Below are 13,250 nucleotides of genomic sequence, written 5' to 3'. Positions count from 1 at the left end.
CAGTGCCTCCGATCGGGTCAGAAGGAGTACGGGACGTAGCAGAGCGCGGCGAGGGCGATCGCGCCCCAGCCCAGCAGGGCCGGCCTGCGGTACCAGGCGTCGTCGCCGGTGGCGGGGGGCTCGGGGACGCCCGGGGAGGTCGTTCCGTAGACGAGACCGGCCAGTTCGGCCTCCGGCTTGGGGGCGGTGAACAGGGTGACGGCGACCATGACGACCGCGCCCGCGACGAAGCCGACGATGGCCGACACGAAGTTGGCGCCCTGGTCGCTGGGGATGGAGATGATGCCCTGCTTGTAGATCCAGAAGTAGTTGACCATCGCGGCCGTGGTGCCCGCGACCAGGCCCCAGACACCGGACTTCACCGAGGCGCGCTTCCAGAACATGCCGATGATGAAGACCACGAACATCGGCACGTTGAAGAAGGAGAAGAGCGTCTGGAGGTAGCTCATGATGTTGGAGAAGCTGGAGGCGATGAACGCCGTGCCGATCGAGGCCAGCACGCCGATCGCGGTGATCAGCCGGCCGAACTTCACGTAGTAGCCGTCCTCGCGGTCCTTGACCACGTACCGCTGCCAGATGTCGGTGGTGAACACCGTGTTGAAGGACGAGATGTTCGCCGCCATGCCCGCCATGAACGCGGCGAGCAGACCGGTCACCGCGATGCCGAGCACGCCGTTGGGCAGCAGTTCCTGCATCAGGTACGGGATGGCGTCGTTGTACTGCAGGTCCGAGGAGCCCGTGCCGATCTTCGGGACGAGGACGGCGGCGACCAGACCCGGGATCATCACCAGGAAGACGATGAAGATCTTCGGGAACGCGGCGATCAGCGGGGTGCGCTGGGCGGCGGAGAGGTTCTTCGCGGACAGGGCGCGCTGCACCTCCGCGAAGTTGGTCGTCCAGTAGCCGAAGGACAGCACGAAGCCGAGGCCGAGGACGATCGTCAGCCAGTTGGCGCCGAGCGGATTGGCGTCACCGATGCCCGTACCGCCCCAGGCGGACAGGAAGTTGTCGCCGTGGCTCTTGCTGAGCGAGTCCGTCAGACCGTCCCAGCCGCCGACCTTCTTCAGCCCGAGGACGGAGAGCGGGATGAGCGCGGCGAGGATCACGAAGAACTGCAGGACCTCGTTGTAGATCGCCGAGGACAGGCCGCCGAAGGTGATGTACGCGAGGACGAAGAAGCCGGCGACGACGATCGCCACCCACTGCGGCCAGCCCAGCAGCGCCTCGACGACGATCGCCAGGGCGTAGAGGTTGACGCCCGCGATCAGCACCGCGGCGAAGGCGAACAGGACCGAACTCAGCAGGTGGGCCGATTTGTCGAAGCGCTGGAGCAGGAACTCCGGCACCGAGCGCACCTTGGAGCCGTAGTAGAACGGCATCATCACCAGGCCGAGGAAGACCATGGCCGGGATGGCGCCGATCCAGTACCAGTGGACGACGGCCACGCCGTACTGGGCGCCGGTGGCCGCCATGCCGAGGATCTCGGTCGCACCCAGGTTGGCCGCGACGAACGCGAGACCCGTGACCCAGGCCGGCAGCGAGCGCCCGGACAGGAAGAAGTCGAGGCTCGTCCTCACCGAGCGGCGCGCGGCGAAGCCGATGCCCAGCACCACCACGAAGTAGATCGCCAGGATCGCGTAGTCGAGCCCGTTCGTGGGGAGCCGGAGCCCTTCGGCGAGGTAGGTGCCGTGGGGCAGGTATGTGGGGGACTGCATAGGAACTCGCTTCGTTGCGTGAACGTATCCGACCGGAACCTACGCCTCCACGTTCAGAAAATGAACACTTCAGTTGATGTTCTTTGTTTGATTGTGATGTTGACGTCCGTGGGGACTTGTGGTTTGTTGTGTTCGGTTCTGTTTGATGGGTGGGAACAGGGGAGTCCGGCAGTGAAGAAGACCTCGACCCGGCTGGCGGACGGTCGTGAGCTCGTCTACTACGACGCACGGGACGACTCGGTGCGCGACGCGGTCGACCGGCGCCCCCTCGACCCGACCGTCACCACCTCGGAGGTCCGCCGCGACCCGCTGCTCGGCGACTCGGTGGCGATCGCCTCGCACCGCCAGGGCCGCACCTACCACCCGCCCGCGGACGAATGCCCGCTCTGCCCCTCCCGGGACGACCGGCTCAGCGAGATCCCCGACTCCTCGTACGACGTCGTGGTGTTCGAGAACCGCTTCCCCTCGCTGGCCGGCGACTCCGGCCGCTGCGAGGTCGTCTGCTTCACCTCCGACCACGACGCGTCCTTCGCCGACCTCACCGAGGAGCAGGCGGGCCTGGTCCTGGAGGCGTGGACGGACCGCACCGCCGAGCTGTCCCATCTCCCCTCCGTCGAGCAGGTCTTCTGCTTCGAGAACCGCGGCGCCGAGATCGGCGTCACCCTCGGCCACCCCCACGGGCAGATCTACGCCTACCCCTTCACCACCCCGCGCACCGCACTGATGCTGCGCTCGCTGGCCGCGCACAAGCAGGCGACCGAGGGCGGCAACCTCTTCGACGAGGTCGTCGCACGCGAACTCGCCGAGGGCACCCGCGTCGTCCTGGAGAGCGAGCACTGGGCGGCCTTCGTGCCGTACGCCGCGCACTGGCCGTACGAGGTGCACCTCTACCCCAAGCGGCGGGTCCCCGACCTGCTCGGCCTCGACGAGGGCGCGCGCACAGAGTTCCCCCAGGTGTATCTGGAAATCTTGAGGCGCTTCGACCGGATCTTCGGTGAGGGCGGGTCTCCGACGCCGTACATCGCCGCCTGGCACCAGGCGCCGTTCGGCACGCTGGAGGAGTTCGAGGGCATCAACCGGGACGACTTCGCACTCCACCTCGAGCTTTTCACCATTCGCCGCACTTCCGGCAAGCTGAAGTTTCTCGCGGGTTCCGAGTCCGGCATGAACGTGTTCATCAACGACGTGCCGCCGGAGACCGCGGCCCAGCGACTGCGAGAGGTAGCGAGTTCATGAGTGGGAAGTACCTGGTCACCGGCGGCGCGGGCTATGTCGGCAGCGTGGTCGCCCAGCACCTGCTGGAGGCCGGCCACGAGGTCACCGTCCTCGACAACCTCTCCACCGGCTTCCGCGAGGGCGTCCCGGCCGGGGCCGCCTTCGTCGAGGGCGACATCCGCGACGCCACCAAATGGCTGGACTCCTCCTACGACGCGGTTTTGCACTTCGCCGCCTTCTCGCAGGTCGGCGAGTCCGTCGTGAAGCCCGAGAAGTACTGGGAGAACAACGTCGGCGGCACCATGGCGCTGCTCGCCGCCATGCGCTCCGCGGGCGTGCGGAAACTGGTCTTCTCCTCCACGGCCGCCACCTACGGCGAGCCCGAGGTCACCCCCATCGTCGAGAGCGCGCCCACGGCGCCGACGAACCCCTACGGCGCCTCCAAGCTCGCCGTGGACCACATGATCTCCGGCGAGGCGGCGGCCCACGGGCTCGCCGCGGTCTCCCTGCGCTACTTCAACGTCGCCGGCGCCCACGGCGACTGCGGCGAGCGGCACGACCCCGAGTCGCACCTCATCCCGCTCGTGCTCCAGGTCGCCCAGGGCCGCCGGGACGCCATCTCGGTCTACGGGGACGACTACCCGACCCCGGACGGCACCTGCATCCGCGACTACATCCACGTCGCGGACCTGGCCGAGGCCCACCTGCTGGCGCTCACCGCGGCCCGCCCGGGCGAGCACCTCATCTGCAACCTCGGCAACGGCAACGGCTTCTCGGTCCGCGAGGTCATCGAGACCGTCCGGCAGGTGACCGGCCACCCGATCCCCGAGGTGGTGGCCCCGCGCCGCGGCGGCGATCCGGCCGTCCTGGTCGCCTCGGCCGCCACCGCGCGCGACCGGCTCGGCTGGAACCCGTCCCGCGCGGATCTCGCGGGGATCGTCGCGGACGCGTGGGCGTTCGCACAGAACAGGGACTGAGGGAGCAGCAGGTGGGGGTTCGCGAAGGATTCGAGGAGCTGTACGGGGCCGAGCCGGAGGGCGTCTGGGCGGCCCCCGGCCGGGTCAACCTGATCGGCGAGTACACGGACTTCAACGAGGGGTTCGTGATGCCGCTCGCCCTGCCGCACACCGCGGTGGCGGCGGTCTCGCGGCGCGACGACGGCGTCCTGCGGCTGCACTCGGCCGACATCGAGGGACCGGTCGTCGAGCTGCACGTGGACACGCTGGAGCCGCTCACCGACACCGGCTGGGCCGCGTACCCGGCCGGTGTGGTGTGGGCGCTGCGCACCGCCGGGCACGCCGTGACCGGTGCCGACGTGCACCTGGCCTCCACCGTGCCGACCGGCGCGGGCCTGTCCTCCTCCGCGGCCCTGGAGGTCGTGACGGCGCTGGCCCTGAACGACCTGTTCGACCTGGGGCTCACCCGTCCCGAGCTGGCCCGCGTCGCCCAGCGCGCCGAGAACGACTTCGTGGGCGTGCCCTGCGGAATCATGGACCAGACGGCCTCGGCGTGCTGCACCGAGGGACACGCCCTGCACCTCGACTGCCGTGACCTGTCGATCCGTCAGGTCCCCTTCGACCTCGCGGCCCAGGGTCTAGAACTGCTCGTCGTCGACAGCCGCGTCAAGCACGCCCTGGGCGACGGCGCCTACGCGGAGCGGCGCGAGGGTTGCGAGCAGGGCGCGCGGCAGCTCGGCGTCTCCCACCTGCGCGACGTCGCGTACGAGGACCTGGACGCGGCGCTGGCCCGGCTGTCCGACGACCGGGTGCGCCGCTACGTGCGGCACGTGGTGTCCGACGACCACCGGGTGGAACGGGTCATCGGCCTGCTGGACGCGGGCGACGTGCGTGCCATCGGGCCCGTCCTCACCGAGGGGCACGTCTCCCTCCGCGACGACCTGCGCATCTCCTGCCCGGAGCTGGATCTCGCGGTGTCCTCCGCCAACGCGGCGGGGGCGCTCGGCGCGCGGATGACGGGCGGCGGCTTCGGCGGCTCGGCGGTCGTCCTGGTGGAGTCCGCCGACGTCGACACCGTCACCAAGGCGGTGACGGAGGCGTTCGCCGCGGCCGGTCACACCGCCCCCCGGGTGTTCCCGGCGGTCCCGGCGGCGGGCGCCCACCGGGTGAGCTGAGTCCGGGGAGACCCGCAGGGCCGAGGGGGCGAAGGCCCCGCGTCTCAGCGGGTCAGCCGCTTGGTGAGCGTGTACTCGGTGATCCCCGGCGGATAGCCGGGGATCACGCACACCACCTCGTAGCCCTGCTTCTCGTAGAACCCGGGGGCCTGGAAGTCCCAGGTCTCCAGGCGCGCGCTGCGGCAGCCGTGATCGTCCCGCGCCGCACGCTCGGCCCGCGCCAGCACCCGGGCCCCGAGCCCGGCCCCCCGGCAGCGGTCGTCCACCCAGAGGTACGTGACGTGGAGCCAGGTCGCCCACGTGTGCCCGACGAGACCTCCCACGACGGCGCCCTCGTCGTCCAGCGCCCAGACGTGGAGCGGAACCTCCCGTTCACCGGGGGTTCCGCGCAGGGAGCGGAGCACCGGGGACGCCTGCGTGTTGGCGTCCCGCAGGCGCCGGCGCAGCAGATCCCGCCTCTCCCTGTCTACTTCTGTCTCAAGACGAAACATACGGCTCACCATAAACGCGCTGGCCAACCAGTTCTGCAAATTGCCTTCCGCTCCCCGCTCCCGGCCCTACCCTGATGAACAGCACCGGTGGGGGCCGGTGCTGATCAGGGGGCGAGACAGCCGGGTACGACGCCCGGAGTGGGGGTAGCAGTTCCAGCACGGCGGCGGCCGTGCGGCTGCGGCGGCCCACCCCCGGGCCCAGGGGCTCGGGGATCATTCCGGGCGCCGTACCTGCGCAGGTCGTCCTCCGACAGTGGGGGTTTCAGTGGTTCGCATCCGAGTCCTGGTCGTCGACGACCACCGCATCTTCGCCGAGTCGCTCGCCGCGGCCCTGGCCGCCGAGCCCGACGTCGACGTGTCCGCGGCGGGCAGCGGTCCCGCCGCGCTGCGCTGCCTGGAGCGCGGGGCCGCGGAGGGCCGCAGATTCGACGTGCTGCTCGTCGACGCGGACCTCGGCGGGAACGTACCGGGCGTGCGCCCGGCCGTACCCGTGCAGGAGAGCAACGAGGACGGGCTCGTCGACGGGATCTCGCTCGTCGCCGGAGTCCGCTCCGGCCAGCCGCACGTGCGCACGGTGGTGCTCGCCGAGAAGGACGACCCGCGCCGCGCGGCCCTCGCCCTGCAGGCCGGCGCCTCGGGCTGGGTCGCCAAGGACTGCTCGCTGTCCCGGCTGCTGACCGTCATCCGCGGGGTGCTGCGCGACGAGACGCACCTGCCGCCCGCCCTCCTCACGGGCGTGCTGCGGGAGCTGACCGCGGCCCGCAAGCACCGCACGGAGAGCGAGCGGCTGGTGGAGTCCCTCACGCCGCGCGAGCGCGAGGTGCTGCGCTGCATGGTGGCCGGGCTGGGGCGCAAGGCCGTCGCCGAGCGCCTGTTCCTCTCACCGCACACCGTGCGGACGCACATGCAGAACGTCCTCGGCAAGCTCGGGGTGCACTCCACGCTCGCCGCGGTCGCGCTCGCCCGCCGGGCCGGGGTGGGGCCGGTCGACCTAGCCGGGGATGTTGTCGAACGGGGCGGTCAACTGGCGTAGCAGCGCCGCCAGTTCCCCGCGCTGCGCACGGCTCAGCTCCGCCAGGATCGCGCGCTCCTGGTCGAGCAGACCGGCCAGTGCCTGGTCGGCCCGGTCCTGGCCCTCCTCGGTGAGCCGGACCAGCACGCCCCGGCGGTCGCTGGGGTCGGGCAGCCGTTCGACCAGGCCCTTCTTGGCGAGCCGGTCGATGCGATTGGTCATCGTGCCCGAGGTGACCAGGGTCTGGGTGAGCAGCTGGCCGGGGGAGAGCTGATACGGGGCTCCCGCGCGCCGCAGCGAGGTCAGGACGTCGAACTCCCAGGGTTCGAGACTGTGCTCGGAGAACGCCAGGCGGCGTGCCCGGTCCAGGTGCCGGGCCAGTCTGCTCACCCGGCTGAGCACCTCGAGCGGTTCCACGTCGAGGTCGGGGCGCTCCCGGCGCCATGCTGCGACCAGCCGATCGACCTCGTCCTCCATGACGATCAGTGTAGTGGTTGTGTCGACGTGAAGTCTCTTGACGTCAAGATACTTCGGGTGTGAAGGTGGAGATCGTCCAGGACACCCGGCCCGGGACGCCGACCCACCCCGCCCGACCGCCAGGAGGCCTCGCCATGCCTGCCGCCGCCCCCCACTGGGACCCCGGTCAGTACCTGCGCCACGCCGACCACCGAGCCCGCCCCTTCGCCGACCTGCTGGCCCGCGTCCCCGACCTGCCGGGCCGGCCGGCCCGCATCGCCGACCTCGGCTGCGGCCCCGGCAACGTCACCACCCTGCTCGCCGACCGCTGGCCCACCGCGCACATCACCGGCTACGACAACTCGCCGCAGATGCTGGAGCGCGCCCGCGCCGACCACGAAGGACCCACCCCGGGCGGCGGCCGGCTCGACTTCGCCACCGCCGACGCCCGGACCTGGACGCCGGCCGAGCCGTACGACCTGATCATCAGCAACGCCACCCTGCAGTGGGTGCCGGGGCACCCGGAGTCCTTCCCCGCCTGGGTGGACGCCCTCGCACCCGGCGGCACCCTCGCCTTCCAGGTCCCCGGCAACTTCGACTCGCCCAGCCACCGGCTGATGCGGGAGATCGCCCACTCCGCCCGCTGGCGGGACCGCCTCGGCGGAACCCTGCGCCACGACGGCGCGATCCTCACCCCCGCCGGCTACCTGGACCACCTGGCCGCCCTCGGCTGCGAGACCGACGTCTGGGAGACCACGTACCTGCACCTCCTGCCGGGCGAGGACCCGGTCCTGGACTGGGTCAAGGGAACCGGCCTGCGTCCGGTCCTCACCGAACTCGGACCGGACGCGGAGGCCTTCGTCGACGAGTACCGGGCGGCCCTGCGCGCCGCGTACCCGGCCGGCGGGCACGGCACCGTCTTCCCGTTCCGCCGCGTCTTCGCCGTCGCCCGGAAGGCGGGCTGACCGGTGCTGATCGCAATCGACCACGTCCAGCTCGCCGCCCCACCGGGCTCCGAGGGCGTCCTGCGCGCGTTCTACGCCGAGGTGCTCGGCATGACCGAGATCCCCAAGCCGGCCGCACTCGCCGCCCGCGGCGGCTGCTGGTTCGCCGCCGGGACCGTGCAGCTGCATCTGGGGATCGAGGAGGACTTCCGGCCGGCGAGGAAGGCCCACCCGGGCCTCGCGGTCCGCGGCATCGAGGCGTACGCCGCCCGGCTCACGGCGCACGGAGCGCCCGTCACCTGGGACGACGGCCTCCCCGGCCACCGCCGCTTTTACTCCGAGGACCCGGTCGGCAACCGGCTCGAATTCCTGGAGCCGCTCCCCGGGCCCCGGAGTCGGTGAAAAGGGCCCGCTAGGACTTGCGGTGGCCGATCAGGCGCGGCTTGGCCTCCAGGCCGTCCAGCCCGTGCCACGCCAGATTCACCAGATGGGCGGCCACCTCGGCCTTCTTCGGCCTCCGTACGTCCAGCCACCACTGGCCGGTCAGCGCCACCATGCCGACCAGGGCCTGCGCGTACAGCGGCGCCAGCTTCGGGTCGAACCCGCGGCTCTTGAACTCGCGCCCCAGGATGTCCTCCACCTGCGTGGCGATGTCCGAGATGAGGGACGCGAAGGAACCCGTCGACTGCGGGATGGGGGAGTCGCGGACCAGGATCCGGAAACCGTCCGTGTACTCCTCGATGTAGTCGAGGAGCGCGAAGGCGGCCTGCTCGCACAGCTCACGGGGATGGCCGGCCGTCAGCGAACCGGTCACCATGTCCAGCAGCCGGCGCATCTCCCGGTCCACCACCACCGCGTACAGGCCCTCCTTGCCGCCGAAGTGCTCGTACACCACCGGCTTGGAGACCCCGGCCTTCGCCGCGATCTCCTCCACCGACGTGGCCTCGAAACCCTTGGCGGCGAACAGGGTGCGACCGATCTCGAGAAGCTGCTGGCGTCTTTCAGCACCGGTCATACGAGTGCGGCGCGGCCGCCGCTGCTTGTCGTTGCCGGAGGTGCTGGAGTCGGTCGCCACACCGTCCATCATGCCGCGTCGGCGGTCTCCGGCTTGCGGCGGGCGCCCGTCCCGTCCGTGTTCCGGCGGGAATCGATACGCGAGCGTGACGGCCAGCGCACGTCGTAGGCCCAGCCCAGCTGCTCGCACCAGCGGATGATCCGGGCCGAGGAGTCCACCTGGCCGCGGTCCACCCCGTGCCGCGCCGACGTCGGGTCGGCGTGGTGCAGGTTGTGCCACGACTCACCGCACGACAGCACCGCCAGCCACCACACGTTGCCCGAACGGTCACGCGACTTGAAGGGCCGCTTGCCCACCGCGTGACAGATCGAGTTGATCGACCACGTCACGTGGTGCAGCAGCGCCACCCGCACGAGTGATCCCCAGAAGAAACCGGTGAACGCGCCCCACCAGGACATCGTCACCAGGCCGCCGATCAGCGCCGGCAGCGCCAGCGACAGCGCCGTCCAGAGGATGAACTGCCGCGAGATCGCCCGGATCGCCGGGTCCTTGATCAGGTCCGGCGCGTACTTCTCCTGCGACGTCCGCTCCTCGTCGAACATCCATCCGATGTGTGCCCACCACAGGCCCTTCATCAGCGCCGGGACCGTCTCGCCGAAGCGCCACGGCGAATGCGGGTCGCCCTCGGCGTCGGAGAACTTGTGGTGCTTGCGGTGGTCGGCGACCCAGCGCACCAGCGGCCCCTCGACCGCCATGGAGCCGGCGATCGCCAGCGCGATCCGCAGCGGCCGCTTGGCCTTGAAGGAACCATGGGTGAAGTACCGGTGGAAACCGATCGTGATGCCGTGGCAGCCCAGGTAGTAGAAGAACACCATCAGGCCGAGGTCCAGCCAGCTCACCCCCCAGCCCCAGGCCAGGGGCACCGCCGCCAGCAGGGCCAGGAAGGGAAAGACGATGAAGAGGAGCAGCGCGAACTGTTCCACCGAACGCTTCTGCTCACCGCCCAGCGTGGCGGGAGGGAGTGTGGCGTCGTCGTCCGCCCGGGGGGCGTCTTCGATCACATCGGAGCTTGCGGTCATGGGCGTCCCCTTGTGGGGTCGAGGGTCGGGGGTTGAGAGAGCTGCCGGGGGTAGGGATCCGCGAGACATCCCTGGAGCTGACGGGCATCCCTACGGTTCCGTAACCTACGGCGTCGTAAGTATGGCAGCGCGAAGGCCGACGGCAAGAGCCCGAGAGTCTGCGCGTCCGCATGGACACCTATCCTTGGAGTCGGTCGGACAGCGCGGTCCGTTCTGATTTCTTCCCGGATGCCACGTCCCTAAGCGGCACCCCGCCGCGCGGTCGTCACCCGGGTTCCCTCCCAGACGAGCTTCAGACGAGCTTCAACACTGCAAGGAGCCGCACCTGTGAGCAGTGCCGACGATCAGACCACGACGAACAGCAGCGAGCTGCGCGCCGACATCCGCCGCTTGGGCGACCTGCTGGGGGAGACCCTCGTCCGGCAGGAGGGCCCCGAGCTGCTGGAACTGGTCGAGAAGGTCCGCCGCCTGACCCGCGAGGACGGCGAGGCCGCCGCCGAGCTGCTCCGCGGCACGGAACTGGAGACCGCCGCCAAGCTGGTCCGCGCCTTCTCCACGTACTTCCACCTCGCGAACGTCACCGAGCAGGTGCACCGCGGACGCGAGCTGCGCGCCAAGCGCGCCGCCGAGGGCAGCCTCCTCGCCCGCACGGCGGACCGCCTCAAGGACGCCGACCCCGAGCACCTGCGCGACACCGTGCGCAACCTCAACGTCCGCCCGGTCTTCACCGCCCACCCCACCGAGGCCGCCCGCCGCTCGGTGCTGAACAAGCTGCGCCGCATCGCCGCCCTCCTGGAGACCCCGGTCATCGAGGCCGACCGGCGCCGCCACGACACCCGCCTGGCCGAGAACATCGACCTCGTCTGGCAGACCGACGAACTGCGCGTCGTACGCCCCGAACCCGCCGACGAGGCCCGCAACGCCATCTACTACCTCGACGAACTGCACGCCGGAGCCGTCGGCGACGTCCTCGAGGACCTCACCGCCGAACTGGAGCGCGTCGGCGTCGTCCTCCCCGACGAGACCCGCCCCCTCACCTTCGGCACCTGGATCGGCGGCGACCGCGACGGCAACCCCAACGTCACCCCCCAGGTCACCTGGGACGTCCTGATCCTCCAGCACGAACACGGCATCAACGACGCCCTGGAGATGATCGACGAGCTGCGCGGCTTCCTGTCGAACTCCATCAGATACACCGGTGCCACCGAGGAACTGCTCACCTCGCTGCAGGCCGACCTCGAACGGCTCCCCGAGATCAGCCCCCGCTACAAGCGGCTCAACGCCGAGGAGCCCTACCGGCTCAAGGCCACCTGCATCCGCCAGAAGCTCGAGAACACCAAGACGCGGCTCGCCCGGGGCATCCCCCACGAGGACGGCCGCGACTACCTCGGCACCAGCGAACTCCTCGCCGACCTCACCCTCATCCAGACGTCCCTGCGCGAACACCGCGGCGCCCTGTTCGCCGACGGCCGGATGAACCGCACCATCCGCACCCTCGCCGCCTTCGGCCTGCAGCTCGCCACCATGGACGTACGCGAACACGCCGACGCCCACCACCACGCCCTCGGCCAGCTCTTCGACCGGCTCGGCGAGGAGTCCTGGCGCTACGCCGACATGCCCCGCGAGTACCGCGGCAAGCTCCTTGCCAAGGAACTGCGCTCCCGCCGTCCCCTCGCCCCCAGCCCCGCCCCGGTCGACGCCGCCGGCGAGAAGACCCTCGGCGTCTTCCAGACCGTCAAGCGGGCACTCGAAGTCTTCGGACCCGAGGTCATCGAGTCCTACATCATCTCCATGTGCCAGGGCGCCGACGACGTCTTCGCCGCCGCCGTCCTCGCCCGCGAGGCCGGACTCCTCGACCTGCACGCCGGCTGGGCGAAGATCGGCATCGTGCCGCTGCTGGAGACCACCGACGAGCTGCGCGCCGCCGACGTCATCCTCGACGAGATGCTCGCCGACCCCTCCTACCGGCGCCTGGTCGCTTTGCGCGGCGACGTCCAGGAGGTCATGCTCGGCTACTCCGACTCCTCCAAGTTCGGCGGCATCACCACCTCCCAGTGGGAGATCCACCGCGCCCAGCGCCGGCTGCGCGACGTCGCCCACCGCTACGGCGTCCGGCTGCGCCTCTTCCACGGCCGCGGCGGCACCGTCGGCCGCGGCGGCGGCCCCTCGCACGACGCCATCCTCGCCCAGCCCTGGGGCACTCTGGAGGGCGAGATCAAGGTGACGGAGCAGGGCGAGGTCATCTCCGACAAGTACCTCGTGCCGTCACTCGCCCGCGAGAACCTCGAACTGACCGTCGCCGCCACGCTGCAGGCCTCCGCCCTGCACACCGCGCCCCGCCAGTCCGACGAGGCCCTCGCCCGCTGGGACGCCGCCATGGACGTCGTCTCCGACGCCGCCCACGCCGCCTACCGCCGGCTCGTCGAGGACCCCGACCTGCCGACCTACTTCCTCGCCTCCACGCCGGTCGACCAGCTCGCCGAACTCCACCTCGGCTCACGGCCCTCCCGCCGCCCCGGCTCCGGCGTCTCGCTCGACGGACTGCGCGCCATCCCGTGGGTCTTCGGCTGGACCCAGTCCCGGCAGATCGTGCCCGGCTGGTTCGGCGTCGGCTCCGGCCTCAAGGCACTGCGCGAGGCCGGCCTCGACACCGTCCTCGACGAGATGCAGGAGCAGTGGCACTTCTTCCGCAACTTCCTCTCCAACGTCGAGATGACGCTGGCGAAGACGGACCTGCGGATCGCCGGCCACTACGTCGAGACCCTCGTCCCCGACGAGCTCAAGCACGTGTTCGACACCATCAGGGCCGAACACGAACTGACCGTCCGCGAGGTGCTGCGCGTCACCGGCGGCGAGCGGCTGCTGGACAACCACCCCGTCCTCCAGCAGACCTTCGCCATCCGGGACGCCTACCTGGACCCGATCTCCTACCTCCAGGTCGCCCTCCTCAAGCGCCAGCGCGACGAGGCCGCCGCGGGCGCCGAGCCCGACCCGCTGCTGTCCCGGGCGCTGCTCCTCACCGTCAACGGCGTCGCGGCCGGACTGCGCAACACCGGCTGACCGCACGGCACACGGAGGTGGGGGGGGGGGGGGGGGGGGGGGGGGGGGGGGGGGGGGGGGTGGGGGGGGGTTTGTTGGTGGTGGGGGTAGGGGCTCGGGTGGAGTGGGCGCCGAACAGGGACCGCCTTCCCC

The 13,250-nt window shown here is 70.9% G+C and carries 12 protein-coding genes; 7 read left to right on the top strand and 5 right to left on the bottom strand.

The genetic code is table 11. The features are described 5' to 3' along the window. Positions 1–17: 17 nt before the first annotated feature. The gene (locus ACZ4NT_RS25505; RefSeq protein WP_467727795.1) at positions 18–1,715 is read right to left on the bottom strand and encodes a sodium:solute symporter family protein; all 1,698 of its coding nucleotides are present in this window, start codon (positions 1,713–1,715) and stop codon (positions 18–20) included. 171 nt (positions 1,716–1,886) lie between these two features. On the opposite strand from ACZ4NT_RS25505, the gene galT reads away from it, so the two are divergent. The 3 genes from galT to galK are packed head-to-tail and all read left to right on the top strand — an operon-like array spanning position 1,887 to position 5,061. Then, positions 1,887–2,951, top strand: coding sequence for a galactose-1-phosphate uridylyltransferase (galT, locus tag ACZ4NT_RS25500; protein ID WP_467727793.1), 1,065 nt, complete (start codon positions 1,887–1,889; stop codon positions 2,949–2,951). Beyond that, a complete protein-coding gene (gene galE, locus ACZ4NT_RS25495; RefSeq protein ID WP_121402455.1) occupies positions 2,948–3,907 on the top strand; it encodes a UDP-glucose 4-epimerase GalE in 960 nt (319 codons plus the stop codon). Before galT ends, galE begins: the two co-directional genes overlap by 4 nt. 11 nt (positions 3,908–3,918) lie before the next feature. After that, on the top strand, positions 3,919–5,061 hold the full coding sequence (gene galK, locus ACZ4NT_RS25490) for a galactokinase (RefSeq protein WP_121402456.1): 1,143 nt from the start codon (positions 3,919–3,921) through the stop codon (positions 5,059–5,061). Positions 5,062–5,105: 44 nt separating this feature from the next. On the opposite strand, the gene ACZ4NT_RS25485 is transcribed toward galK, so the two are convergent. Then, the gene (locus tag ACZ4NT_RS25485; RefSeq protein WP_121404690.1) at positions 5,106–5,564 is read right to left on the bottom strand and encodes a GNAT family N-acetyltransferase; all 459 of its coding nucleotides are present in this window, start codon (positions 5,562–5,564) and stop codon (positions 5,106–5,108) included. Between the two features lie 253 nt (positions 5,565–5,817). On the opposite strand from ACZ4NT_RS25485, the gene ACZ4NT_RS25480 reads away from it, so the two are divergent. Further along, the gene (locus ACZ4NT_RS25480; RefSeq protein WP_121402457.1) at positions 5,818–6,585 is read left to right on the top strand and encodes a response regulator transcription factor; all 768 of its coding nucleotides are present in this window, start codon (positions 5,818–5,820) and stop codon (positions 6,583–6,585) included. On the opposite strand, the gene tamR is transcribed toward ACZ4NT_RS25480, so the two are convergent. Further along, positions 6,544–7,041, bottom strand: a complete 498-nt coding sequence (gene tamR, locus ACZ4NT_RS25475) for a MarR family transcriptional regulator TamR (RefSeq protein WP_121402458.1) — start codon at positions 7,039–7,041, stop codon at positions 6,544–6,546. The two genes, ACZ4NT_RS25480 and tamR, sit on opposite strands and share 42 nt — an antisense overlap. Positions 7,042–7,175: 134 nt before the next feature. Between tamR and ACZ4NT_RS25470 the strand changes: the two genes are divergently transcribed. Next, positions 7,176–7,985 carry a trans-aconitate 2-methyltransferase gene (locus ACZ4NT_RS25470; RefSeq protein WP_121402459.1) on the top strand — a complete coding sequence of 270 codons (810 nt, stop codon included), beginning with the start codon at positions 7,176–7,178 and terminating at the stop codon, positions 7,983–7,985. A 3-nt stretch (positions 7,986–7,988) separates the two neighbouring features. Continuing rightward, a complete protein-coding gene (locus ACZ4NT_RS25465; protein ID WP_467727788.1) occupies positions 7,989–8,366 on the top strand; it encodes a VOC family protein in 378 nt (125 codons plus the stop codon). 10 nt (positions 8,367–8,376) lie between these two features. Here the strand turns inward: ACZ4NT_RS25465 and ACZ4NT_RS25460 are convergent, their stop codons facing one another. Both ACZ4NT_RS25460 and ACZ4NT_RS25455 read right to left on the bottom strand, forming a co-directional pair. Next, positions 8,377–9,051: a TetR/AcrR family transcriptional regulator gene (locus ACZ4NT_RS25460; protein ID WP_121402461.1), complete on the bottom strand. Its 675-nt coding sequence runs from the start codon at positions 9,049–9,051 to the stop codon at positions 8,377–8,379. After that, positions 9,048–10,058, bottom strand: coding sequence for a fatty acid desaturase (locus ACZ4NT_RS25455; RefSeq protein WP_121402462.1), 1,011 nt, complete (start codon positions 10,056–10,058; stop codon positions 9,048–9,050). The genes ACZ4NT_RS25460 and ACZ4NT_RS25455 overlap by 4 nt, the downstream gene beginning before the upstream one ends. Positions 10,059–10,385: 327 nt before the next feature. Between ACZ4NT_RS25455 and ppc the strand changes: the two genes are divergently transcribed. After that, positions 10,386–13,118, top strand: a complete 2,733-nt coding sequence (gene ppc, locus ACZ4NT_RS25450; RefSeq protein ID WP_467727785.1) for a phosphoenolpyruvate carboxylase — start codon at positions 10,386–10,388, stop codon at positions 13,116–13,118. Positions 13,119–13,250 lie beyond the last annotated feature (132 nt).

The sequence above is a fragment of the Streptomyces sp. NPDC026417 genome (assembly GCF_055567695.1).
Note: the sequence above shows the minus strand (reverse complement) of the source record. Positions and strands in the feature narration are given on the sequence as shown.

Excerpts from the sequence above, each read along its gene's own strand:
- ACZ4NT_RS25485 (WP_121404690.1), bottom strand. The coding sequence starts at position 5,564 with ATGGTGAGCCGTATGTTTCGTCTTGAGACAGAAGTAGACAGGGAGAGG.
- ACZ4NT_RS25470 (WP_121402459.1), top strand. The coding sequence starts at position 7,176 with ATGCCTGCCGCCGCCCCCCACTGGGACCCCGGTCAGTACCTGCGCCAC.
- galE (WP_121402455.1), top strand. The coding sequence starts at position 2,948 with ATGAGTGGGAAGTACCTGGTCACCGGCGGCGCGGGCTATGTCGGCAGC.
- ACZ4NT_RS25455 (WP_121402462.1), bottom strand. The coding sequence starts at position 10,058 with ATGACCGCAAGCTCCGATGTGATCGAAGACGCCCCCCGGGCGGACGAC.
- tamR (WP_121402458.1), bottom strand. The coding sequence starts at position 7,041 with ATGGAGGACGAGGTCGATCGGCTGGTCGCAGCATGGCGCCGGGAGCGC.
- ACZ4NT_RS25505 (WP_467727795.1), bottom strand. The coding sequence starts at position 1,715 with ATGCAGTCCCCCACATACCTGCCCCACGGCACCTACCTCGCCGAAGGG.
- ACZ4NT_RS25460 (WP_121402461.1), bottom strand. The coding sequence starts at position 9,051 with ATGATGGACGGTGTGGCGACCGACTCCAGCACCTCCGGCAACGACAAG.